A 23,344-nucleotide genomic window follows, 5' to 3' on the forward strand; every position below is an offset into this window, starting at 1 on the left:
CCCGCTCAGGCGGCCGCGTCCAGCTCCGGGGAGCGGCGGTCCAGGGCGACGCGGACCAAGGCCGCGGCGAGGGCGGGCAGCCGGCCCTCCGGGACCAGCCCGGCCAGTTCCCGCGGGTCCGCCGGCAGGCCCAGCTTCCGGGCGCCGTCCAGGGTGCGGCCGTCCAGGACCGGGGCGTACTCGGGCCAGACGCCCTGGACCTCGCGCAGGAAGATGTCCGCGCCCGCGGGCCCGATGCCGGGCGAGGCGCGCAGGGCCTCGCGGAGCGCGTCCGCGTCGCCTTCGGCCGCCTCCCGCATACGGCGCAGATCGCCGCCGTACTCCGCAAGCACCAGCTCGGCCTCACGGCCCAGCTGCGTCGCGGTGCTCTCGTCGTAGCGCCGGTAGCCGCCCTCGCCGAGCGCGTCGACCCGCTCCTGCCAGGTCGCGTCCCGCATCCGCCGCGGGCTGGTCATCCCCGCCGCGAACAGGGCGCGGGCCGCCGCCACGGCCGTGGCGGCGCGGATCCGCGCGCTGAGCAGATGGGTCAGGACGAGAAGCTCGTACAGCGGCTGCGGGGTGTCCTTCAACCGGATCCCCGCCTCCTCCGCGTACGTCTGCCCGCGCTCCGCGAGCAGCGCCTCCACGCGCGCCCGCGCGCGTGTCCTCGTAGCCGTGCCGGTGCCAGTGCCGGTGCCGGGCATGCCGCCTCCCGCGGAAGCCCCCGCCTCTCACCCCGCGCGGTACCCGGCGCGCCGCCCCCGAAACGGCCCCGGCACACCGCCCCCGCAACGGCCCCGGCACCCCCTCCGAAACCGCCCCTTCCCGCCCGTACGGGAACCGAAGCGGCCGATCATGGGAGACTCGCCCCCATGAACGGCAAGGCGACCACGACCCGGACACGGCTTGACAGGGGCCGCAGCGCACTCGGCCCCGCGCTGGAACTCGTGCACACCGGACGCGCCCCCACCCGCGCCGTGCTCACCGCCGAGCTGGGCGTCACCCGCGCGACCGCCGGGGCCGTGGCCGCCGAACTGGAGGCCCTCGGCCTCATCCGCGTCGACTCCAACCCGGGCGCCGCGGCCGGATCCCAGGGCCGGCCCTCGCACCGTCTGTCCGTCGACGACACCGGCCCCGTCGCCCTCGCCGCCCAGGTCCACGCCGACGGCTTCCGCGCCGCGCTCGTCGGCCTCGGCGGACGGATCGTCGCGACCGCGCCCGGCTGCGTCACCGTCTCCGAGGACCCCGCGCAGGTCCTCGGCGAGGTCGTCGAGGCCGGCGCGGCGCTGCTCCGCGACAGCGGCCGCCGCTGCGTCGGCGCCGGGCTCGCCGCGCCCTCCGCCGTCGCCGAACCCGAGGGCACCGCCCTCAACCCGCTCCACCTCGCCTGGCCCGCCGGCGCGCCGGTCCGCGAGATCTTCGCCGAGCGGGTACGCGCCGCCGGCATCGAAGGTCCCGCCTTCACCGGCAACGACGTGAACCTCGCCGCCCTCGCCGAGCACCGCCACGGCGCCGGCCGCGGGGCCCAGCACCTGCTGTGCGTCGCCACCGGCCACCGCGGCGTGGGTGGCGCGCTGGTCCTCGACGGCCGCCTGCACACGGGCAGTTCGGGCCTCGCCCTCGAGGTCGGGCACCTCACCGTGAACCCCGAGGGCCGCGCCTGCTACTGCGGCAGCCGCGGCTGCCTCGACGTCGAGACCGACCCGCTGGCCTTCCTCGTCGCCGCCGGCCGCGACCCGGGCCCCGAGGTCTCGCTGCTCGCCCAGTCCCGCGAACTGCTGCGCGCCCGCCGGGACGACCCGGGCGTGCGCGCGGCCACCGAGGAGCTGATCGACCGGCTCGGCCTCGGGCTCGCCGGCCTGGTCAACATCCTCAACCCGGACCGCATCATCCTCGGCGGCCTGCACCGCGAACTCCTCGACGCCGACCCGGAACGCCTGCGCGCGGTCGTCGCCGACCGCAGCCTGTGGGGCCGCAGCGGCGGCGTGCCGATCCTGCCCTGCACCCTGGACCACAACAGCCTCGTCGGCGCGGCCGAACTCGCCTGGCAGCCCGTCCTCGACGACCCGATCGGAGCGCTGGGCGCCCAGAAGACGGAGTGAGGGCGCGGGCCGGCTCCTGGAGTCGCGCCACGTACGGGCTCGAGGTCGGCCCCGGAGCCGTGGCGCAGGCGGCTCGGGCCGAGCCCGACGCCTGCCGTCGCCCACCCCGTTCCCGACCTCGCCTCCGCCAATTGGCTGGCCGCCGCCCCGTTCGCGCGCTAGCGTCCGGCCCCATGACCGACAACGATCTTCCGCCCCGCCTCGGCAGTCTCACCTTCCACGGTCCGCTCTCCGGGAGCCGGGCCGACGGATTCATCCGGCGGCTCGCCGACGCCTCGCCCGCCACCGTCCTCGACATCGGCTGCGGCTGGGGCGAGTTGCTGCTGCGCGTGCTGGAGGCCGCGCCCGGGTCGACCGGTGTCGGGCTCGACATCAACGCCGAGGACCTGGCGCGTGGCCGGCTCCTGGCGAAGGAGCGCGGGCTGTCCGAGCGCGTCGAGTTCGTCGAGGAGTCCGCGCTCGGCACCACCCGCGGACCCGTCGACGCGATCCTCTGCCTCGGGTCCAGCCAGGCGCTCTGCGACCCCGAACTGCCGCACGACCCCGCGGCCGCACTGCGCGAGCTGCGCCGGCTCGTCCGGCCCGGCGGCCGGGTCGTGCTCGGCGAGGGCTTCTGGGAGCGCACCCCCACCGACGCGGAGCTGGCCGGCATGTGGCCCGGGGCCACGGCCGCCGACCACTTCCTCCTCCCCGAACTCGTCGACCTGGCCGTCGAGGCCGGTTTCCGGCCCGCCTGGATCGAGACCGCGAGCCGCGACGAGTGGGAGGCGTTCGAGTCCGGCTACCGCCACGACACCGAAGTCTGGCTCGCCGCCCACCCCGAGCACCCGCTCGCCGAGGAGACCCGCGCCCGCGTCGACCGGCAGCGCGCCGGCTGGATGGGATATCGCGGCATCCTCGGCATCGCCTATCTGACGCTGGTCCCGGTCGGCTGACGGTTCGTCACCACTGTCGGCCCCGGGGCAGCTTGGCGCGCTCCGGGGCCGACAGGTGCAGCACCCGGAAGCGCTCGCCCGCGTCCGCCGGCGGCTCCGCCGCCCACAGCGTGAGCGCCAACAGCTCCCAGTGGCGCGGGTCGACGGCGAGCGCGCTCGCCACCACGCCGTCCGCCCGCGCCTCCGCCTCGTGCCGCGCCAGCGCCTCCTCGACGGCCGCCGCCGGGGCAGCGCCCGCCGGCAGCGGGCTGCGGCGGCGCGTCGCCGTCCGCGGCGGACTCGCGGCCGCCGGCCCCTCGGTGTACCCGAGCCCCGTCCAGTGCTGGACGACGGGCCGGCCGAAGTCGTCGACGATCCCCTGGAAACCGGGGCCCCAGAGAAAGGCGTTCATGCCCTCCGGCGCCGTCCACAGGTAGAACGGCGCGTACTGGTTCACCGGGGAGCCGTCCGCCCGCTCCCGCATCAGATAGGCCTTCACCCCCAGACCCGGGAAGGCGTCGAGCAGATGACCCCGGGTCGCGACCCGTTCGCGGATGATCCCCATGTCGTAATCCGCGGGCAGGGTGATCTCGTACTGCATGGCGTGCACGTGCCGGACTCCCCTCGAAGTTCTTCTTGAACGGCCTTACGCCATACGGCCCTTGTAGGCCGACAGCAGCATGAGCAGTCCGTCGACGGCGGCCTCGAAGGCCGTCGCCGAGCCGGACGACCGGGCCAGCACATAGCCGCCCTGCACGGTCGCCACGACCGTCGCCGCCAGCACCCCCGGGTCGAGCGGCCCCGTCAACTCGCCACGGTCCAGGCCCTCCTGGACGATCCCGGCGAGCCGGCCGCGCAACCAGTCCAGCGTCTCGTCGACCGGCGCGCGCAGCTCCGCGCTCGCCATCACGTCCGCGTCCATCGTCAGCCGTCCCACCGGGCAGCCCCGCAGCACATCGCGCTCGCGTCGCAGGTACGCCTCGATCCGCGCGTACGCCGACCCCTCGCCCCCCAGGGCCGCCTCGGCCGCCGCCCTCAGCTCCTCCGCCGTGCGCCGGATCGCGGCCAGCGCGAGGTCGGGCTTCCCGGCGAAGTGGTGGTACATGCTGCCCTGGCCGGCTCCCGCCGCCTGCTGGATCGCCTTCGGGCTGGTGCCCACGTACCCGCGCTCCCACAGCAGCTCGCGCGTTGCCTCGATCAGTCGGTCCGGAGTGCTCATTCGGCCACTGTACATACTAGTAGGTACAGAAGAAGCCCAGAGGAAGGAGCACATCCCCGGCGGTCCTGTACTCCCTCCGTCGTACGCGCGAAGCCGCTGGCCGTACGACGACTCGGACCCCCTGCGCGCGGGACGCTCGGCAGTAACGAACCGCAAGGAGCTGACCGAGATGAACACCCTCGCCCATGCAGGTCCCGCACCGTGGGTCCTCTTCTTCCCGCTGGTCTGGGCCGCCGTGATCGTCACCGTCGTCACCGTCCTGCGCCGCACCGGCGGGCGCGGCCGCCGCTGGTCCGGGCCGTGGGCCGGGTACGACGGCAGCGCCCGCGACGGCGGCGGCTACGACGAGAACTCGCCCATCGCCCTCCTCGGGCACCGCTTCGCGGCCGGGGAGATCGACGAGGACGAGTACTGGCGCCGCCTCACCGTCCTGGAGGAGCAGTTCGGCCGGGTCGCGCACCGCAAGGGAGGCGCGGCATGACCGCCACCGCCCTGCGCACCGGCACCGCCGCCCGGGTCGTCGACGCCGTGAAGGTCTACGGCGGCGGCGACACGGAGGTGCGGGCCCTGGACGGGGTGAGCGTCGGCTTCCCGGCCGGCCGCTTCACCGCGATCATGGGGCCCTCCGGCTCCGGCAAGTCCACGCTCATGCACTGCGCCGCCGGGCTCGACACCCTCACCTCCGGCTCCGCGCTCATCGGCGACACCGACCTGTCCACGCTCGACGACCGCCGCCTCACCCTGCTGCGCCGCGAACGCGTCGGGTTCGTCTTCCAGGCGTTCAACCTGCTGCCGACCCTCACCGTCGCCGAGAACATCACCCTGCCCCTCGACCTCGCCGGCCGAGCCCCCGACCGCGCCCGGCTGGACGCCCTGATCGATGCCGTCGGTCTGCGCGACCGGCTCCACCACCGGCCCTCGCAGCTGTCCGGCGGACAGCAGCAGCGCGTCGCCGTCGCCCGCGCCTTCGCGGGCACGCCCGACGTCGTCTTCGCCGACGAACCGACCGGAAACCTCGACTCGCGCTCCGGCGAGGAGGTGCTGCGGCTGCTCGGCGACACCGTCCGGCGGACCGGCCGTACCGTCGTCATGGTCACCCACGACCCGGTCGCCGCCGCCCACGCCGACGAGGTGGTCTTCCTCGCCGACGGCCGGCTCGTCGACCGGATGCCCGCGCCCACCGCCGAACGCGTCCTCGACCGGATGAAGGCGTTCGACACCCGCGGATTCGACACCCGGGGATTCGACGCACCGGGATTCGACACCCGGGGAGGGGGCCGGCCATGAGCACCGGTACGAGGTTCGGAGCGCTTCGCCTCAGCCTCTCCTCCCTGCGCACGCACAAGCGCCGCTTCGCCGGCACCTTCACCGCCGTCCTGCTCGGCGTGGCCTTCCTCGCGGGCACCCTCATCATGGGCGACACGCTCCGCGCGAGCTTCGACTCGCTGTTCGGCAGCGCCACCGCCGGCACCGACGCCGTGGTCCGCAGTACGAGCGTGGTCACCGTGCCCGGCGACCGCCAGGGCACCCGGAACCCCGTCCCGGCCGCCCTCGCCGACACCCTGCGCAAGACGTCCGGCGTCGCCGCCGCCGAACCCCAGATCCAGGGCGCCGGTCAGCTCGTCGGCGCCGACGGCGAGCCGGTCGGCGGCCAGGGCCCGCCGACCCTGGCCGGCAACTGGATCGCGGACACCGCCCTCAACCCGTACCGGCTCGCCGAGGGCCGCGCCCCGCAGAAGTCCGGCGAGGTCGTCGTCAACCGGGGCGCCGCCGAGGCGGCGAAGCTCCGCATCGGCGACCGCACCACCCTGCGCACCCCCGACCCCGTCAAGGTCACCGTCGTGGGTCTGGCCACCTTCGGCGGCGAGGACGGCATGGGCCAGGTGACGTACACCGGCATGACCCTCGCCGACGCCGAGCGGTACCTCACCGCGAAGCCCGGCGACGCGGCGGGCATCCTCGTCCGCGCCGGCCCCGGCACCGGCCAGCAGGAGCTGGTCGACGCGCTCGCCCCCGTACTCCCCGCAGGCGTGGAGGCCATCACCGGACAGCAGTCCGCAGCCGAGAACACCGACATGATCTCCGGTCAGTTCCTGACGCTGTTCACCGTGTTCCTGCTGGTCTTCAGCGGGATCGCGCTGCTCGTCTCGGTCTTCTCGATCCACAACACCTTCGCGATCGTGGTCGCCCAGCGCACCCGCGAGAACGCGCTGCTGCGGGCGCTCGGCGCGGTACGGCGGCAGGTCCTCGCGGCCACCCTCGCCGAAGCCGCGGTCGTCGCCGTGCTCGCCTCCGCCGCCGGACTCCTCGGCGGGATCGGCGTCGCCGCCGGGCTGCAGGCCCTCTTCCCGGCCATCGGCTTCCCGTTCCCCGAAGGCGACCTGGTGATCGGCGGGCTCTCGCTGGCGCTGCCGTTCGCCGTGGGACTCCTCGTCTGCCTCGGCTCCGCGCTGCTCCCCGCCGTGAAGGCCGGCCGCACCGCGCCGCTCGCCGCCCTGCGCGAGACGGCCGTCGACGACTCGGCGTCCTCACGCGCCCGGACCCTGACCGGGGCCGGACTCCTGGCCGCCGCCCTCGCCGTCACGCTGACCGGCCTGTTCGTCGTCCCCTCCCTCTGGCTGGCCGGCACGGGCGCGGTGCTGACCCTCGCCGCCTTCGTCGCGCTCGGCCCGGTGGCCTCGTCCGCCGCGGTACGGGTCCTCGGCGGGCCGCTGCGCGGCGTCAACCGCGGCCTCGCGCGCCGCAACGCGCTGCGCAGCCCGCGCCGTACGGCCGCCACCGCGACCGCGCTGATGATCGGCGTCGCCGTGGTCTCCCTGTTCACCGTCTTCGGGGCGTCCCTGAAGGCCACCATGGACCAGACCGTGTCGCGCTCCTTCGCGGGCGACCTCGCCGTGTCCACGCCCGCGTTCGGTGCGGGCGGCAGCGGGCTGAGCCCCCGGCTCGCCCCGGCGCTCGCGGCGCTGCCCGAGGTCGAGACCGCGGTCGGGCTCGGCCGGGGCGTCGCTCAGGTCGACGGCGAGGGACGGGCGCTGACCGTCACCGATCCCGCCGTGCTGGCCCGCGCGTTCGACCTCGGGACCGTACGGGGCTCGCTCGACCGGCTCGGCCCTGACGGCCTCGCCGTCGCCGAGACCGAGGCCGGGAAGGCCGGCCTGGAGCCCGGCGACACCGCGCAGCTCGTCTTCACCGACGGCGCCCGGCAGACCTTCACCGTCCGCGCGGTCTACCAGGAGTCCGAGCTCGCCGGCCCGTACGTGGTCACTCGCGACGCCTGGGCCCCGCACCGCACGCAGGACGCCGACACGCTCGTCTCCGTCACCCTGAAGGACGGCGTCGCCGCCGACGACGGCCGGGCGGCGGTCGAGGAGGTCGCGCGGCAGTACGGCAACCCGGAGGTGCAGACCCGGGACGCGTACGCCGAGGCGTCCGCCGGCGGCATCGACATGATGCTCACCCTCGTGTACGCGTTGCTCGCGCTTGCCGTGGTGATCGCGCTGCTCGGCATCGCCAACACGCTCACCCTCGCCGTGCACGAACGCACCCGCGAGCTCGGCCTGCTGCGCGCCGTCGGCCAGACCCGCGCCCAGCTGCGGGCGACGGTCCGCTGGGAGTCCGTCCTGATCGCCGCGTTCGGCACGGCCGGCGGGCTGCTGCTCGGCGGCTTCCTCGGCTGGGTGCTGGTCGAGGCGTCGGGGGCGGCGGGGGACAGCCCGTTCGCCTTCGCGCTGCCGCCGCTGTCGCTGGCGGTCGTCGCCCTGGTCGGGGTCGCCGCCGGCGTGCTCGCCGCCTGGCGGCCGGCCCGGCGCGCGGCCCGGCTGGACGTACTGCGGGCGATCGCCACGGAGTGAGCCGCGGCCCGAGCCCGCGACCGCGCGGCCCGTGTCCGGTGGGTCCGTGTCCAGCGGGTCCGCGTCCGGCGGGTTCCGCGGTCGTCAGCCGGCGATCGCGGACCTGGCCGTCGCGTGGGGCCGTACCGACTCGGCGGGCACCCCGAACGGGACGTCGTCCGGGACGAAGGCCGCCGGGGCGAACGGCCCGTCCGTGGTCGCGCCGTGCACCGCGTGCGGACGCGGCGGCGCGGTCAGCGACAGGGAAGGGGCCGGAAGAGTGAACCAGACGACCTTCCCGGAGCCCTCCTGCCGGACGCCCCAGCTCTCACTGACGGCCTCGACGATCGCGAGACCGCGCCCCGAGGTGGCGTACGGATCGGGATCCCCGTCCGGGTCGCCGGCCGTCTCGGACGGCAGCCGCGGGTCGTGGTCCAGGACCGACACGGTGAGCCGGTCGAGCAGCAGCTCGACCTCGACGGTGCACTTCTTGTCCGGCTGTGCGTGCCGGTGGACATTGGTCAGCAGCTCGGTCAGGCCGAGCGCCGCATGGTCTATCAGTGCGTCCAGGTGCCAGTAGCGCAGATGCGCCGACACGATTCTGCGGACCTGACCGATCCGCGACGGCAGAGCCTGGACCTCTACCGTGCAGTGCCTGCTCGGTTCGCTGATCACGGCTGCGACTCCCCGAAATAGGTCCGGAAGAAGACGAAGATCCGATCCAGCAGTCAGCTGCCTGCTGTTCGTGCGGAGCGGCGGCTGGGTCACAGCGTCACCGCTCATGAACCCTGAGTGATGCCACCCAGCCTGAACCAGGCGTCACGACCCCGCAACTCGCGGCGACGCGTCACTGTTCGTGGGTGCTCCCCACCGCGCGCTGCAGCGCCTCCAGGAAGCCGCCCGAGCGCGCGGGCTCCATCGTCAGCCGGTAGCGGGTGCCGTTGACCGTCGCGACGGCCGAGTCCGGGCCCGAGAACCAGGACCGGCCCGCCCGTACGGCCTTCACCGGAGCGCTGTCGATCTCCCGGCCGTAACTGGTCAGCAGCGCCAGCCGGCCGTCCTCGATCCGCACCTCGCCGGCCCGGGTCAACGACCGCGGCCAGCGCTCGATGCGCACCCCCGTGGCACTGAACTCGGGCTCCGTCATGGCTCACCGCCCCCTTCGCACCGGTCTCCACCGCAAGTCTGACCGCCCGCTACCGGCCCCGCAAGGCCCTCCCCAGGCCCTCCCAAGGCCCGTCCAAGGCTCTCCCGCGGCCCTCCCAAGCGACTCCTATGGCTCCCCAAAGCGATCGTTTGCGCAGGTGAGGGGGTTATCGTCGGCAGTGGGAACAGGACGAGGAGAACCTCATGAGCACCACCATGCCACCCGCCACCATCGACGTGGACCGCAGCGACCCCGCGTACCGCGCGTGGCTGAAGGAAGCCGTCCGCAAGGTGCAGGCCGACGCGAACCGCTCGGCCGACACGCATCTGCTGCGCTTCCCGCTCCCCGACGAGTGGGGCATCGACCTCTACCTGAAGGACGAGTCGACGCATCCCACCGGCAGCCTCAAGCACCGGCTGGCCCGCTCGCTGTTCCTGTACGCGCTGTGCAACGGCTGGATCCGGCCGGGCAAGCCGGTCATCGAGGCGTCCAGCGGCTCGACGGCCGTCTCCGAGGCGTACTTCGCCAAGCTGATCGGCGTCCCGTTCGTCGCCGTGATGCCGCGCACCACCAGCCCGGAGAAGTGCCGGCTCATCGAATTCCACGGCGGCCAGTGCCACTTCGTGGACGACTCGCGCACCCTGTACGAGGAGTCCGCCGCGCTCGCCGAGCGCACCGGCGGCCACTACATGGACCAGTTCACCTACGCGGAACGGGCCACCGACTGGCGCGGCAACAACAACATCGCCGAGTCGATCTACCAGCAGCTGCGCCTGGAGCGGTACCCGGAGCCGACCTGGATCGTGGCCACCGCCGGCACCGGCGGCACCTCCGCGACCATCGCCCGGTACGTGCACTACATGCAGCACGACACCCGCGTCTGCGTCGCCGACCCGGAGAACTCCTGCTTCTTCGACGGCTGGACCCACAACGACCCGAACGCCACCGCCGACTGCGGCTCCCGCATCGAGGGCATCGGGCGGCCGCGCATGGAGCCCAGCTTCGTGCCCGGCGCCATCGACCGGATGATGAAGGTGCCCGACGCGGCGAGCGTCGCCGCGGTCCGCGCGCTGGAGACCGCGATCGGCCGCAAGGCGGGCGGCTCGACCGGCACCGGACTGTGGAGCGCGCTGAAGATCGTCGCCGAGATGGTCGCGGAGGGCCGCACCGGCAGCCTCGTCACGCTGCTCTGCGACCCGGGCGAGCGTTACCTCGACAAGTACTACTCCGACGCCTGGCTCGCCGAACAGGGCCTGGACATCGCCCCGTACGCGGCCGAGCTCGAGAGCTTCCTCGCTACGGGCGACTGGCCGGAGTGAGGTGCCGGTCCAGGCCGCGCATCGCGTCCCGGAACGACTTGCCGACGCCCGGCCGGGCCAGCCGGAGCGCCAGCCGGCAGACGGCCGGGCCGTCGACGGCCATCGTCCAGACGACCCGGGTGCCCGTGCCGGCGGTGGGGGAGAGGACCCAGTCCTCCAGCATGGCCGTCACACCGGGGGCGTTGGTCTCGTCGATCCGGTAGGCGTACCGTGCACCCGGCTCGGCCGCCATGATCGTCTCCCGGAACCGGATCCCGCCGCGCAGCCGGACCGTCCGCCCCGCGCCGCCGTCGTGCGGCGTCGCGGCCGCCACCGCGGCGAACCAGACGGGCGTGCTCTCCACCTCCTCGGCGAGCGCGCGGTACACATCGCCCGGCGGGGCGGCCAGTTCGGCCGTGAACGTCAGGCGTACGGGCGCGGTCGCGGCGAAGTCGAGCTCCACGAGCCGGAGTCGGCGGGGCATGGACCGTACCTCCAAGGGGCGGGGCCGAAGGTCCGGACACCATAGCTGGCGATCCGTCAGATGCCCAGAAGTCGGATCAGCGGCCGGAGTTCAGCGGCCGGCGTTCAGCAGCCCGTCCAGCGCCCGGCCGAACAGCAGCCGCCCCGCCGCGCCGAGGAGCGGATCGGCGGCCCGGGGCAGTCCGCGCAGCCGCAGCTCCTCGCGCCATACGACGTGGCTGCCGCCGCCGACGCCCGGCGACACCTCGATCTGCGCCCAGCCGAGCACCACCCGGCCCCGCTTCTCGAGCCGGCACACACCCGGCGCGTCCGCGGTCGGCGGCTCCCAGCGCACGACCTCCATCGGGTCGTCGAAGGCCGCACGCCCGAGGCCCGTACGGGCCGTGAAGCGGGTGCCGACCGCCGTCGGACCGGGCGTCAGGACGCGGGTACGCGTGAGCGGCACCTGCGCGCCGTGCGCCGGCCAGTCCGTCAGCCGCCGCCAGGTCTCCGCCGGCGGGAGCGGCGTACGCCGTTCGATCCGGAACACGCTCATGCGTCGCCCTCGGACTCCTCCACCACCCCGCCCGGGCCCGCCACGACCAGACCCGGCAGATGCTCGGCCATCTCCGCGCGGATCCGCGGCGGCGCGCCCCGGTCCGTCACCAGCGTGTCCACCTCGTCCAGCGTCGCGAACGAACTCAGGCCCACCGTCCCCCACTTGGTGTGATCGGCGACCACCACGACCCGGCGCGCCGACCGCATCAGCCGGCGATTGGTCTCCGCCTCCGCCAGGTTGGGCGTGGAAAGGCCCGCCTCGACCGAGATGCCGTGCACGCCGAGGAACAGCACGTCGAAGTGGAGCGAGGCGATCGCCCGGTCCGCCACCGGCCCCACCAGCGCGTCCGACGGCGTCCGCACCCCGCCGGTGAGCACCACCGTCGCCGCGCCCGGCCGTGCCGCCCCCGAGGGACCCGGCGGCTGCGCGGCATGGAACACGTCCGCCACACGCACCGAGTTGGTCACCACCGTCAGGTCCGGCACGTCGAGGAGCTGCTGCGCCAGCGCGTACGTGGTCGTCCCGCCGGAGAGCGCGAGCGCGCTGCCCGGCGCCGCCATCGCCGCCGCGGCCCGCGCGATGTCCTCCTTCGCGCCCGGCTCCAGCGTCGACTTGGCCTCGAACCCGGGCTCGTGCGTCGCCGGTTCGGCCACCGGCACGGCCCCGCCGTGCACCTTCTCGACCAGGCCCTGCCGGGCCAGCGCGTCCAGATCCCGGCGCACGGTCATGTCGGAGACACTGAGCCGCCGCGTCAGCTCGTTGACCCGGACACCTCCCCGACGCCTTACCTCGTCGAGAATCAGAGCGCGCCGCTGCTCCGCGAGGAGATTCTGATTGTCGCTCACCGCCGGGGCCGGTCCTTCCAGAGGGGACAAGGTGCGGATTGTGTGCGACCTCTGCCCGGGGCCGCGCGCATCCGCGATTCTGTACGTGCCGTCGAATCCTCCCACTCAGAGAGTGAGTCACCGAAGTGTCCCCTGCCACACCGGCCCCGCAGAGCGGGGGCGCGGCACTCGAACTGCTCGTCCACGGAGTGGGCGGGGCAACCCCGCAGGACATGCTCGACGACCCGCGCACCCTACGCGTCACCGGCGACGCCACCGCGGCCATGCACCGCCGGGGCGTCGACCTCGACGCCGAGGACCACCCCGAGCGCTACGCCGAACGGCCGGTGCCGGAGGCGTACTGCTGGTCCAACCTCACCTCGGGCAACGGCACCCGGGCGCTGTGGCTGCTGCTCCTGCCGTTCATGGTCGCGAACCTCGCGCACTGGATGCGGCCGCCGGCCGGGGGACGGCGCCGCAGCATGCGCCTCTACGGCGTCCTGGTACGGCTGCTCGCGCTCACGCTCACCGTCCTGCTGACCGCCGCCGCGTGCGAGGTCGCGCTGGACCTGACGGCCTGGCAGTGCGCGGGCTCCGCCGCCTGCGCCGCCGACCGCCCCTGGCTCGGCTTCCTGGCCGCCGACCGCGGCGGCTGGTGGTCCCAGCCCGGCCGCCGGCTCGCCCTCGCCGCGCTCGTCCCCGCCGCCCTCGTCGCCCTGCTCTGGTACCTGTCCAACCGCACCTGGAGCGCCTACGAGGCCCAGCGCCCGCCCACCGGGTACGACGACGTCGCGACGCCCCCGCCCGGCGAACCGGGCGCGGACGAGTCGGCCTCCGACGACGCGGCCGGGGACGAGACGGGCGCGGACGCCCCGCCGGCCGAGGAGCACCCGCCGGTCCGTCCCGCGCTCGGCCGGCCCGGCTTCTGGTACGGGCGCAGGCTCGTCGCCCGGCTGCGCGCGGCGCACACCGCCGCCGGGTTCCTCACCGTCGCCGCCGCCGTGTGCGGCGCGGCCGCCCGCCACGACCGGGACACCGGCGGCGCGGGCGCCCTCGTCGGCTCGGCGCTCGAAGCCGCGCTCGCCCTCACCGCCGCGGTCTGCCTCGTCGTGGTGGTCCGGCGCGGCCGCAGCGAGAAGCGCCTCGACCACGCCGTCGACCGCGCCCTGGTGGCCCGGCTGCCGGCCGCCTCGCTGACCCTGCTCGCCGCGGCCCTCCTGTACGCCGCCTGGTCCCGGCCCGGCTGGGAGTCGTCCGGCACCCTGCCCGGCGACACGACCTTCGGCGTGCTCACCCTCTTCCAGGGCCTGCTCGTCGTCGCCCTCGGCGTGGTCGCGCTCTCCCTGTACCGCAGCGCCCCGCACGCCCGGACCGCGATGTTCGGGCTCGGCGGCCCCGCCACCGCCATGCTGGCCTGCGCCCTCGGCGGCGTCATGACCGGCGGCGTCGCCCAGCGCGTCGCCGACTGGCTGGACGGCCCCGGCACGCCCGGCGCCGGGGGCGGGCGGATCGTCGGCCCTCCGGTGCTGCTCAGCTGGCAGGCGTCGGTCATCCCGGTGCTGCTGCTGGTGCTCGTCGTGCCCTGCGCAGTCCTCGCCGCCCGCACCGCGCTGACGGCCCGCCGGTTCGCCGCCGAGGTGGACGCCGACTACGGCGTCGCGACCCCCGACCCCGTCCGCACCCGGCGCATCGCCTCCACCCGTGCCGCCGCCGGGCTCACCGACGCCGCGCCCGTCCTCATCGGCATCGTCTCCGGGTCGACCCTGCTGCTCGGCGCCGGAGCCGTGGCCGGGGCGTGGACCAGCGGGAACGTGCCCGGCCGCGCCTTCGACGGCGCCCACGACGTGATCGCCGGCGCCGCCGACGCCGCCCAGGCCACCGGCTCCTGGCTGGTCGGACTCGGCTTCATACTGTTCGTCACCTGGGGCCGGCGCGCCTACAAGGACGCCTCCGCCCGCCGCACCATCGGCATCCTGTGGGACGTCGGCACGTTCTGGCCGCGCGCCGCCCACCCGTTCGCCCCGCCCTGCTACGCCGAGCGGGCCGTGCCGGACCTGACGTGGCGGATGAGCTCCTGGACCCGTACCACCGGCGGCCGGCTGGTCATCTCCGGGCACTCGCAGGGCAGCGTGCTCGCCGCCGCGGCGGTCTGGCAGCTGCCCGAGCACACCCGCCACCGGGTCGCCCTGCTGACGTACGGCTCCCCGCTGGAACGGCTCTACGGCCGCTGGTTCCCCGCCTACTTCGGACCCGACCAACTCACCGCGCTGCACGGCGAGGTGCACTGCTGGCGGAACCTGTGGCGGGCCACCGACCCGATCGGCGGCCCCGTCAGGGTCCCCGCCGACGGCGACAAGCCGGCCGTCGACCGGGACGCGCTGCTCGACCCGCTGGTGTACGGCCGGGACCACGACCACCCGCTGCCCGAACCCGTCCTCGGCCACTCCGACTACCAGGCCGACCCGGTGTTCGCCGCCGAACGGACCGTGCTGCTCGACCGGTTGCCGCCGGCGCTGCCCCGGCAGCGCTCCGACGACCGGACCGGTCAGGGGAGTTCGGGCAGGTCCTCCGGGTAGAGCAGGGTCAGGTCGTCCGTGCTCGCCTCGGCGAGCGCGGCGACCCGGCCCGCGTGCCGCTCCACCATCGACTCGAAGGTCTGGCGCGCGGTACGGCCGTTGCCGAACGCCGGACCCTTCGGCAGCTCGGTGAAGTACTTCAGCAGCGCGCCCTCCGTGCCGTCGGCGAGCCGGTACTCGTGGTCGTCCGCCTGCTGCCCGACGATCCGCAGCAGCTCGTCCGGCACGTAGTCGCTGAAGGTGATGGTCCGTGAGAAACGGGACGCCACACCGGGGTTGACGGTCAGGAACCGCTCCATCTCCGCCGTGTACCCGGCCACGATGACGACCACCGCGTCCCGGTGGTCCTCCATCAGCTTGACCAGCGTGTCGATGGCCTCGCGGCCGAAGTCCCGGCCGGAGTCCTCCGGCGACAGCGCGTACGCCTCGTCGACGAACAGCACCCCGCCGCGCGCCCGGTCGAACGCCTCCTGGGTGCGGATCGCCGTCGAGCCGATGTGCTCGCCGACCAGGTCGACCCGGGACACCTCGACCAGATGACCGCGCTCCAGGACGCCGAGCGAGGCGAGGATCTCGCCGTACAGCCGGGCCACCGTCGTCTTGCCGGTGCCCGGGTTGCCGGTGAAGACCAGATGGCGGCGGACCGAGGCCGCCTTCAGCCCGGCCTTCTGACGCCGGCGGCCCACCTCGATCATGTTGGTGAGCGTGCGGACCTCGTGCTTGACGCTCTCCAGGCCCACCAGCCCGTCCAGTTCGCCGAGGACGTCCTGCGACGACCGTGCCTCGGGCACCGGCTCGGGCGCCGCCGCCGGTGCGGGGGCGGCGGCGGGCGGGGCGGGGGAGCGGGGCGCCGGGACCGTGCCGAGCAGCCCCGTCGACTGCGTCGCCGTCAGCACGGGCGCGCCGGAGCCGGCGGACGCGGTGCGCATCCCGCTCTCGTCGCTGGTGCAGTCCTCGACCGTCGGCCCGTCCTGCGGGTACTCGTAACCGCCGCGGGCGCACCGCTCCGTACGGCACTTGCGCAGCGTGGTGCGGCAGCCGTCCATCACGTGGAAGCCGTAGCCGCCGCTGCCGGTCACCCGGCAGCCGAGGAACGAGCCGCGGCCCTCCGCCGACACGTAGAACCCGGCCTCGGCGGGGGAGGCCACGGTGACCCGGTCGATCGTCGGATCGGCGCCCTTGGTGACGATGACGCCGGTCTGCACGGAGTCGATGGTGCAGCCGGCGAGCGTGCCGCCGCTGCCGTGGTCCCGGAACCAGGCCCCGGTGGACGCCTCCCGGATCCGGCAGTCGTCGAGCTGCGCGGACGCCCCGTCGCTCACGGACACGGCCGTGTTGCGCACCTGCGACAGGTCGCTGTCGACGACGTCGACCCGCGAGCCGCGGTCGAGCACGAACAGCGCGTCCGGTACGTCGTGCACCCGGCAGGACTCCAGCACGGCGGTCGCCCCGTCGCTGACCCACACGGCCGGGTAGTCGCCCGTGCTGTCGTGGATCTCGCACTGGTTGGCGTCCACCCGGGTGCCCGGGTCCCACACCGACAGGCCGTTGCGCCCGAAGCGGCGCACGGTCGACCGGGTCAGCGTCAGGACCGAACGGGACCGCAGGTCGATCGCGTTCTCCGGGACGTCGTGGATGTCGCAGTCGGCGAGGTTGAGCACCGCGTCGGTGTCCAGGGTGACGCCGTCCGCCGAGGTGCGGTGGACCGACGAGTCGGTCAGGTGGGCCGTGCCGCGCCCGGTGACCTGGACGCCGGTGCCCTTGATCTCGTACACCTCGCAGCCGAGGGCCTCCAGGGCACTGCCCTCGCCGACCACGGTGAGGCCCGCGCCCGAGGCGTGGTGGATCCGGCAGCGCTCCAGGCGCGGATGCGCGGCCCCGCGCACCGAGACGCCCGCCTGCCCGGCGGAGACGATCTCGCACTCCTCGAACACCCCGCCCGCGCCGTCGAGCACGGCGATGCCGACGCCCGCCGGGTTGTCGACGGTGACCCGCCGCACGGTCGGCCGGGCGGCGCCGCGTACTTCGAGCCCGGCGGCCGAGCGGGTCACGATCCGCAGATCGAGCAGCTCGGGGGTGCCGTCCTCGACCAGCAGCGCCGGCGCGGCCGAGTCCTGCCCCTCGACGTGTATGTCCTGGACGGTCGCCGACGCGCGCACGGTCAGCGGGACGCCGTCGGCCGGCGCGATCCGCACCGAGCCCTGCCCGCCGTCCGGGCCGCGCAGCGTGACGGCCCGTCGGATCACCAGGTTCTCCCGGTATGTGCCGGGCGCGACGGTGAGGACGTCTCCGTCCCCTGCGGCCTCCAGGGCCGCCGCGAGGGAGGCGTACTCACCCGTACGGCGCCGCCACCGCGACGTGCCGGTGTGCGTCACCTGGACCGTGCCCTGTGCCATGGGTGTGTCTTGCCCCCGCCTCATGCGTCGCCGCTGATCCGATGCCCCACCGTAGCGCGCGCGGGGCGGGCGGGTTGACGGGTCGTCCTCCGCCGGCCCCGCGGCTCAGCATCCCGTGCCGGCCCGGCCCCAGTCGGGACCGGTTCCGGCCCACTCCAGGTCCAGCTCCGCGTACCGCCGGCGTATCAGTCCGCGTACGACGGTGCGGCGGGCCGTCTCGGCCGCGACCGCCACCGCCGAGGCCGCGAACAGGCCCGCGAACAGCGCGTGGGCGCGGGCCGTGCCGGCCCGCATCGGAGCGGGGACGGCCCGCCCTTCGGCGTCCGTCCATATCCGGAACGTCTCCCCGGGCTCGGGGTCGCGGTCCAGGGAGTGCACCGTGCCGGACCGGGGGCTGCCGTCCGGGGCGGGCCAGCGGGCCACCACGGCGGTGCGCAGCCGCTGTTCGTCCGCGGCGTCCGGAGACTGCAGGGCCTGACCGGACGGCTCGGCCACTCGCACCACCCGCGCCGTGACGGGCCGGCGCTCCGCCTGCTGCGCGCGGGCCGCGTGCTGCAGTCCGTCGTCGGCGCGCAGGCCCGCCCACAGTCCGGTCGCGGGCGCGCCGAGCACGAGCAGCAGGAAGGCGACGCACGCGACCCAGGCCTCGACCAGGTCGGTGGTCCGGCGCAGGGAATTGTGCCGCCAGCGCCAGAGCCCGGTGAACGCCCCCACGGTCCGCACCCCCTCGGCTCGCTGTTCTGCAACGAGTGTGCCCCGGTGGAGGGTTCCGCGCGCGGCGGTCGTGCAAGTTGTGGACAACCGGGGTGGGGCCGGGGCGGGGGCCGGGCGCGTGGTCAGTCGAGGATCTTGACCGGGTCGCCGACCCGCACGGTGCCGGTGTGCTCGGGCACCAGGTTCTGCCCGAAGACCAGCTTGCCGCCCTGCCTGCGGTGCGCGGCGAGGGTGCGCAGCGGCTCCTTGCCCCGCTCGCCGGTGAGCTGGTCGGTCGTGGTCACCACACAGCGGCCCGACGGCTTCGCGACCCGGAAGGTCACCTCGCCGACCGCGAGCCGGGTCCAGCCGTCCTCCGCCCACGGCCCGGTGCCGTCGACGACGAGATTCGGCCGGAAGCGGTTCATCGGCAGCGGGCCCTCGTCCGCGTGGCCGCCCTGCGCGATCAGCGAGTTGAGCGCGTCCAGGGACCCGGTCGACGTGACGAGCAGCGGGTAGCCGTCGGCGAACGAGACCGTCTCGCCGGGCAGCGCGTACTCGGGGTCGACCGGCCGCCGGACCGCCGGATCGTCCATGTGCACCAGCCGGACCTCGGCGTCCAGATAGCCGCTGAACCAGGCGTCGGCCGCGTCGCCCGCCGGGACCGCCTCGACCGGGGTGCCGAAGACCGCCACCCGGACCGTGCGCGTGGGCTCCGGGACCTCCACGGTGAGCGGTTCGAGCCCGGGGGCGGACAGCCGTATGCCCCCGCCCGGCACCAGCTCCGCCGCGGCCAACGCCATCCGGGCGACCTCGCGTTGGGTCACGACCTTGCCCGAGGCGTCCACCACGGTCCAGCGGCGGTCACCGGCCAGACCCCAGGGCTGGACCTCCGCCTCGGCGGGCGCGAAGCCGCGCAGCGCCTTGACCGGGTGGATGTGGACGGAGCTCAGCACAGGACTCGACATGTGGTCATCCTGCCAGCCGCTCCGTCCGCCGTGCCGGACGGACGATCAGTATCCGCCGCCCTGGTAGGGACGGTTGTACGGGTCGTCGTACGGCGAGGGCGCCTGCATCGGCCGCGGCGCGGCCGCCGGGCGCATCGCCTCGTAGCCGGTGGCCATCGGCCGGGGCGGCTGCGGGGCCTGCGGCCCCGGGTAGCCGCGCGGGGCGGAGGGCTGCTGCGGGATGTACGGCGCCGGGGCGTGCTGCAGCGGCGCGGGCGCGACCGCCTGCATCTGCTGCGGGTAGCCGTACGAGCCGCCGTTGTAGGCCGGTGGCGGCATGGGGCTGGGGGCCGCCGGGAGGGCGGGCAGGGCCGCGGGGAGCGCCGGCAGGTAGCTGTGGCCGGTGTCGTACGCGGAAGGCACTCGGATCGGCGCGATCTGAGGGGTGCCCCGTTCAGCGACCAGGGAGTCGTAGATCGGGGTGTCGGGGAACGACGAGGCGGAGTGGTAACCGCCGCCATAGGTGGCCCGGGGGGAGGTCATGGCACATAAGTTAAGCCCACGATTGGCTGGTGGGTAGCCCGATAAGAAGGTTGTTTGACGCGTTCTGTGTGGCGACTGATTCCCCAATGGGAGCGAACGTGACAAAAACGGGCGGTGCGGAAGGTGATGATCTCGCAAAGTCCAAGCTGAGGAGGGGTTACCCGCGGGTCCCCCGCTGACGCCCGGAAGGTCTTCCGTGCCACTTCCGCCCCGCGGGAACGGTCTTCGGAATAGGTTGGCGTACGAAATCGCTGTGCATGCGGACTCTCGATGGGGGCGATCATGTCCATGCTTAAAGGAGCCAATGTTCCGGTCCCGGCGCGAAGCGTGCGCGTCGAATTGGGCTGGCGTTCATCGGCGGGCGTTCCGGACGTCGACGCGTCGGCGCTACTCCTCGTATCGGGGAAAGTGCGCTCCGACGCCGACTTCGTCTTCTACAACCAGCCCGTGCACGCCTCGGGTTCGGTGCGGCACGACGGCAAGCGCACCGCCGGCGGGTCCGTCACCGACACCCTGAGCGTCGACCTGGAGCGCGTCGAGCCCGCCATCGAGCGGATCGTGCTCGCCGCCTCCGCCGACGGAGGACCGTTCGGCCGCGTGCCGGGACTGCACGTACGGGTCGTCGACGCCGGCTCCGGCGCCGAGCTCGCCCGCTTCGAGAGCGCCGACGCCACCGTCGAGACCGCCTTCATCCTCGGCGAGCTGTACCGCCGGCAGGGCGCCTGGAAGTTCCGCGCGGTCGGACAGGGCTACGGCTCCGGCCTGGAGGGCCTCGCGACCGACTTCGGCATCACCGTCGACGAACCCCAGAGCCCCACCGTCCCGGCCCCGGCCCCGACTCCCACGCCTGCCCCGCAGCCCTCCACACCGCCCTCGAACGCGGCGGCCGTGGCGGGCCAGCCCACCATGCCCTCGATGCCCACGGCGTCGTTCACCCCGACCTTCACCCCGCCCCCGGCCCCCATGCCGCCCGTGCCGCCCTCCCCGCCGGAGCCCGTGCGCCTCACCAAAGTCACCCTGACGAAGGAGGCGCCGTCCGTCTCCCTCGCCAAGCAGGGCGCCACCTCGGGTGCGATGCGGGTGAACCTCAACTGGGAGGTCCGCCGGCAGTTCTCCGGCTGGGGCGCGAAGCTCGGCCGCGCCGTCGCCCAGCACTCCGAACTCGACCTCGACCTGTGCGCCCTGTACGAGCTGTCCGACGGCCGCAAGGGCGTCGTCCAGGCCCTCGGCAACGCCTTCGGAGCGCTGCACCAGCCCCCGTTCATCCACCTCGACGGCGACGACCGGACGGGCGCGGTCGCCAGCGGCGAGAACCTCACCATCAACCTCGACCACCGCGACAAGCTGCGCCGCGTGCTCGTCTTCGTCACCATCTACGAGGGCGCGCGCAGCTTCGCCGACCTGCACGCCACGGTCACCCTCCAGCCGCAGCACGGCGCGCCCATCGACTTCTCCCTCGACGAGTGCACCGTCCCCTCCACCGTCTGCGCGCTCGCCCTGCTCACCAACAACGGCGGCGACCTCGTCGTCCAGCGCGAGGCCCGCTACCTGGTCCCGGCGCGTGGCGTCAGCCCGCAGCGCACCGTCGACCAGGCCTACGGCTGGGGCATGAACTGGACGCCGGGACGGAAGTGACGCCTCAGCCGTCTCAGCCGCGTCAGCGGTCCGGCGCGGCCTCGGGACGGGCGTACGTACGCCCCTTCCAGGCCGCGCCGCGCCCGCGGTAGTGCTGCACCGCCGAATCCACCGTCATGAACAGATAGAGCAGCGCCGTGAACGGCAGCGTCACCGCCTGCCACAGCGGCTGCCGGTAGTAACCGAGCATCGGCACGTACGTCCCCGCCATCACCGCCCACGCCGGCGCCCCGGTCCACGCCGCCGGCCCGTCGCCCGTCAGCAGCCCCACGGCCAGTGCCACCGGTGGCACCAGATAGACGAGGACGAGACCGAGGACCGTGCCCCCCAGCAGCAGCGGACTGTGCCGCAGCTGGGTGTACGCGCTGCGCGACACCATGCGCCACAGGTCCCCGAGCCGCGGGTACGGCCGCACGCTGTCCACCCGCTCCGCGAGCCCCAGCCAGATCCGGCCGCCGGACCGCTGCACCGCCCGCGCCAGCGAGACGTCGTCGATCACCGCGTCCCTGATCACGTCCGGCACCCCCGCCCGTACCGCCGCCTCCGTGCGCAGCAGCACACAGCCTCCGGCCGCCGCGGCCGTCCGCGCACCCGGATCGTTGATCCAGCGGAACGGATACAGCTGCGCGAAGAAGTAGACGAACGCCGGCACGATCAGCCGCTCCCAGGCCGTCGCCACCCGCAGACGCGCCATCTGCGACACCAGGTCGAGCCCGTTCGTCTCCGCCGCCGCCACCAGCCGGCGCAGGCTGTCCGGCTCGTGCGCGATGTCGGCGTCCGTGAGCAGCAGATACGCCGGGCCGCCGTGCGCCGGGTGCCCGTCCGCCTGGTGCCCGTCCGCCCGCGAGCCGCCGAGCACCGGCTCGTCCGGCTCCGGGCAGCCCCGCCGGGCGCGCGCGATGCCGTGCTTGAGGGCCCACAGCTTGCCCGTCCACCCCGGCTCCGGCTCCCCGGGGGAGACCACCATCAGCGGCAGCCCCGTGAACCGCTCGGCCAGCTCGCGCGCCAGCTTCCCGGTCCCGTCCGAGCTGCCGTCGTCGACCAGCACGATCTCCGCCGGCCCCGGATAGTCCTGGGTCAGCAGCGACGGCAGGCTCACCGGCAGCACCTCGGCCTCGTCGCGCGCCGGCACGACCACGGCGACCCGCGGCCACACCGGCGGGTCCACCCGCGCGGGCAGCCGCTGGTCGGTCCGCCAGAAGAACCCCTGACCCAGCAGCAGCCACCCCCAGGCGGCCAGCGACCCCACGGCGATCCAGGCAATGGCGCTCATTCCGCGCAGTCTGCCCCAGATCGCCGGGAGCGCAAGGCCGGTCGGATAGGGTGACCGGGTGAAGATCGCCCTCATCGACTCCGGGACGGGCCTCCTCGCCGCGGCGGCCGCGGTACGCCGGCTGCGGCCGGACGCCGATCTGGTGCTCTCCTCCGACCCCGACGGCATGCCCTGGGGTCCCCGCAGTACCGACGACATCGTCGAGCGGGCGCTCGCCGTGGCCCGCGCCGCCGCCGCCCACGAGCCGGACGCGCTGGTCGTCGCCTGCAACACCGCCTCCGTGAACGCCCTGCCCGCGCTCCGCGCCGAGCTGGAGCCCGCCGTCCCGGTGATCGGCACGGTCCCGGCGATCAAGCCCGCCGCGGCGGGCGGCGGCCCCGTGGCGATCTGGGCCACCCCGGCGACCACCGGGAGCCCGTACCAGCGCGGACTCATCCAGGAGTTCGCCGACGGCGTGGAGGTCGCCGAGGTGCCCTGCCCCGGCCTCGCCGACGCCGTGGAGGCCGCGGACTCCGCCGCCGTCGAACGGACCGTCGCCGCGGCCGCCGCGCTCACTCCGCGTGACGTCCGCGCGGTCGTCCTCGGCTGCACCCACTACGAACTCGTCGCCGAGCTCATCCGGACGGCGGTACGGCCCACCGGCCTGCCGCCCCTCGTTCTGCACGGCTCCGCCGGGGCAGTAGCGGCACAGGCGCTGCGCCGCATCGGCGCGGAACCCGCGCCCGGCCTCGCCCCCACCGGCGGACTGACCGTGCTGCACAGCGGCCGGACGGCCGAGCTTCCGAAGGCCGCGCTCGCCTATCCCGAAGGCCGGCTGCTCCGACCGGTGGCGTCCGCCCGCTGACCCCGGCGCGGCGACACGGAGCGTCACTCCCGGGCGGTCGCCCGGCACCCGGCCGGGTGCCCACGCAGCGCCGCAGGAGCAGAACGTGCGTAGGCTGCCACTC

Annotated in this window: 22 protein-coding genes; 9 read left to right on the forward strand and 13 right to left on the reverse strand. The window is 74.7% G+C overall.

Translation table 11 applies throughout. The features are described from left to right. Positions 1 to 5 precede the first annotated feature (5 nt). On the reverse strand, positions 6 to 683 hold the full coding sequence (locus ACGFMM_RS18445; RefSeq protein WP_393647403.1) for an endonuclease: 678 nt from the start codon (positions 681 to 683) through the stop codon (positions 6 to 8). A 168-nt stretch (positions 684 to 851) separates the two neighbouring features. Between ACGFMM_RS18445 and ACGFMM_RS18450 the strand changes: the two genes are divergently transcribed. Together ACGFMM_RS18450 and ACGFMM_RS18455 are read left to right on the forward strand one after the other, a co-directional pair. After that, positions 852 to 2,081, forward strand: a complete 1,230-nt coding sequence (locus ACGFMM_RS18450; protein WP_393647404.1) for an ROK family protein — start codon at positions 852 to 854, stop codon at positions 2,079 to 2,081. Between the two features lie 173 nt (positions 2,082 to 2,254). Continuing rightward, positions 2,255 to 3,016 (forward strand): SAM-dependent methyltransferase, encoded by a 762-nt coding sequence (locus ACGFMM_RS18455; protein WP_393647405.1) that lies wholly within the window; start codon positions 2,255 to 2,257, stop codon positions 3,014 to 3,016. 7 nt (positions 3,017 to 3,023) lie between these two features. On the opposite strand, the gene ACGFMM_RS18460 is transcribed toward ACGFMM_RS18455, so the two are convergent. Both ACGFMM_RS18460 and ACGFMM_RS18465 read right to left on the reverse strand, forming a co-directional pair. Further along, entirely contained in the window at positions 3,024 to 3,605 is a 582-nt protein-coding gene (locus tag ACGFMM_RS18460) for a DUF4865 family protein (RefSeq protein ID WP_393647406.1), read from the reverse strand. Positions 3,606 to 3,641: 36 nt separating this feature from the next. Beyond that, a complete protein-coding gene (locus ACGFMM_RS18465) occupies positions 3,642 to 4,214 on the reverse strand; it encodes a TetR/AcrR family transcriptional regulator (protein ID WP_393647407.1) in 573 nt (190 codons plus the stop codon). 169 nt (positions 4,215 to 4,383) lie between these two features. Here ACGFMM_RS18465 and ACGFMM_RS18470 point away from each other — a divergent pair, with 169 nt between their 5' ends. Genes ACGFMM_RS18470 through ACGFMM_RS18480 form a run of 3 tightly spaced genes read left to right on the forward strand, consistent with a single transcriptional unit; the run spans position 4,384 to position 8,065 of the window. Next, positions 4,384 to 4,695, forward strand: coding sequence for an SHOCT domain-containing protein (locus tag ACGFMM_RS18470; RefSeq protein ID WP_393647408.1), 312 nt, complete (start codon positions 4,384 to 4,386; stop codon positions 4,693 to 4,695). Next, positions 4,692 to 5,501, forward strand: coding sequence for an ABC transporter ATP-binding protein (locus ACGFMM_RS18475; RefSeq protein WP_393647409.1), 810 nt, complete (start codon positions 4,692 to 4,694; stop codon positions 5,499 to 5,501). The genes ACGFMM_RS18470 and ACGFMM_RS18475 overlap by 4 nt, the downstream gene beginning before the upstream one ends. Then, entirely contained in the window at positions 5,498 to 8,065 is a 2,568-nt protein-coding gene (locus tag ACGFMM_RS18480) for an ABC transporter permease (RefSeq protein WP_393647410.1), read from the forward strand. Before ACGFMM_RS18475 ends, ACGFMM_RS18480 begins: the two co-directional genes overlap by 4 nt. Before the next feature lie 84 nt (positions 8,066 to 8,149). Here the strand turns inward: ACGFMM_RS18480 and ACGFMM_RS18485 are convergent, their stop codons facing one another. Both ACGFMM_RS18485 and ACGFMM_RS18490 read right to left on the reverse strand, forming a co-directional pair. Beyond that, a complete protein-coding gene (locus tag ACGFMM_RS18485) occupies positions 8,150 to 8,719 on the reverse strand; it encodes an ATP-binding protein (protein ID WP_393647411.1) in 570 nt (189 codons plus the stop codon). 172 nt (positions 8,720 to 8,891) lie between these two features. Next, a complete protein-coding gene (locus ACGFMM_RS18490) occupies positions 8,892 to 9,191 on the reverse strand; it encodes a hypothetical protein (protein ID WP_393647412.1) in 300 nt (99 codons plus the stop codon). A 203-nt stretch (positions 9,192 to 9,394) separates the two neighbouring features. Between ACGFMM_RS18490 and ACGFMM_RS18495 the strand changes: the two genes are divergently transcribed. Further along, positions 9,395 to 10,510, forward strand: a complete 1,116-nt coding sequence (locus ACGFMM_RS18495; RefSeq protein WP_393647413.1) for a PLP-dependent cysteine synthase family protein — start codon at positions 9,395 to 9,397, stop codon at positions 10,508 to 10,510. Here the strand turns inward: ACGFMM_RS18495 and ACGFMM_RS18500 are convergent. The 3 genes from ACGFMM_RS18500 to ACGFMM_RS18510 form a co-directional block, all read right to left on the reverse strand. Continuing rightward, positions 10,488 to 10,973 (reverse strand): SRPBCC family protein, encoded by a 486-nt coding sequence (locus ACGFMM_RS18500; protein ID WP_393647414.1) that lies wholly within the window; start codon positions 10,971 to 10,973, stop codon positions 10,488 to 10,490. The genes ACGFMM_RS18495 and ACGFMM_RS18500 overlap by 23 nt on opposite strands. Positions 10,974 to 11,063: 90 nt before the next feature. After that, positions 11,064 to 11,507 carry an SRPBCC family protein gene (locus tag ACGFMM_RS18505; RefSeq protein ID WP_393647415.1) on the reverse strand — a complete coding sequence of 148 codons (444 nt, stop codon included), beginning with the start codon at positions 11,505 to 11,507 and terminating at the stop codon, positions 11,064 to 11,066. Then, complete coding sequence (locus ACGFMM_RS18510) at positions 11,504 to 12,355, reverse strand: DeoR/GlpR family DNA-binding transcription regulator (protein WP_393647416.1); 852 nt, start codon at positions 12,353 to 12,355, stop codon at positions 11,504 to 11,506. Before ACGFMM_RS18510 ends, ACGFMM_RS18505 begins: the two co-directional genes overlap by 4 nt. A 125-nt stretch (positions 12,356 to 12,480) precedes the next feature. Here ACGFMM_RS18510 and ACGFMM_RS18515 point away from each other — a divergent pair, with 125 nt between their 5' ends. Then, entirely contained in the window at positions 12,481 to 14,910 is a 2,430-nt protein-coding gene (locus ACGFMM_RS18515; RefSeq protein WP_393647417.1) for a hypothetical protein, read from the forward strand. Here the strand turns inward: ACGFMM_RS18515 and ACGFMM_RS18520 are convergent. The 4 genes from ACGFMM_RS18520 to ACGFMM_RS18535 form a co-directional block, all read right to left on the reverse strand. Then, entirely contained in the window at positions 14,880 to 17,306 is a 2,427-nt protein-coding gene (locus tag ACGFMM_RS18520; protein ID WP_393647418.1) for a right-handed parallel beta-helix repeat-containing protein, read from the reverse strand. The two genes, ACGFMM_RS18515 and ACGFMM_RS18520, sit on opposite strands and share 31 nt — an antisense overlap. A gap of 105 nt (positions 17,307 to 17,411) precedes the next feature. Further along, positions 17,412 to 18,020, reverse strand: coding sequence for a hypothetical protein (locus ACGFMM_RS18525; RefSeq protein ID WP_393647419.1), 609 nt, complete (start codon positions 18,018 to 18,020; stop codon positions 17,412 to 17,414). A gap of 122 nt (positions 18,021 to 18,142) precedes the next feature. Further along, positions 18,143 to 18,967 (reverse strand): MOSC domain-containing protein, encoded by an 825-nt coding sequence (locus ACGFMM_RS18530; protein ID WP_393647420.1) that lies wholly within the window; start codon positions 18,965 to 18,967, stop codon positions 18,143 to 18,145. 45 nt (positions 18,968 to 19,012) lie between these two features. Then, a complete protein-coding gene (locus tag ACGFMM_RS18535; RefSeq protein ID WP_393647421.1) occupies positions 19,013 to 19,489 on the reverse strand; it encodes a DUF6643 family protein in 477 nt (158 codons plus the stop codon). 270 nt (positions 19,490 to 19,759) lie between these two features. Here ACGFMM_RS18535 and ACGFMM_RS18540 point away from each other — a divergent pair, with 270 nt between their 5' ends. Next, on the forward strand, positions 19,760 to 21,124 hold the full coding sequence (locus ACGFMM_RS18540; RefSeq protein ID WP_393647422.1) for a TerD family protein: 1,365 nt from the start codon (positions 19,760 to 19,762) through the stop codon (positions 21,122 to 21,124). A 22-nt stretch (positions 21,125 to 21,146) separates the two neighbouring features. On the opposite strand, the gene ACGFMM_RS18545 is transcribed toward ACGFMM_RS18540, so the two are convergent. After that, positions 21,147 to 22,397 carry a glycosyltransferase gene (locus tag ACGFMM_RS18545; protein WP_393647423.1) on the reverse strand — a complete coding sequence of 417 codons (1,251 nt, stop codon included), beginning with the start codon at positions 22,395 to 22,397 and terminating at the stop codon, positions 21,147 to 21,149. A 58-nt stretch (positions 22,398 to 22,455) separates the two neighbouring features. On the opposite strand from ACGFMM_RS18545, the gene ACGFMM_RS18550 reads away from it, so the two are divergent. Beyond that, positions 22,456 to 23,241 carry a glutamate racemase gene (locus tag ACGFMM_RS18550; RefSeq protein WP_393647424.1) on the forward strand — a complete coding sequence of 262 codons (786 nt, stop codon included), beginning with the start codon at positions 22,456 to 22,458 and terminating at the stop codon, positions 23,239 to 23,241. The last annotated feature ends 103 nt before the right edge of the window (positions 23,242 to 23,344 follow it).

This window comes from Streptomyces sp. NPDC048604 (assembly GCF_043199435.1).
Lineage (GTDB): Bacteria > Actinomycetota > Actinomycetes > Streptomycetales > Streptomycetaceae > Streptomyces.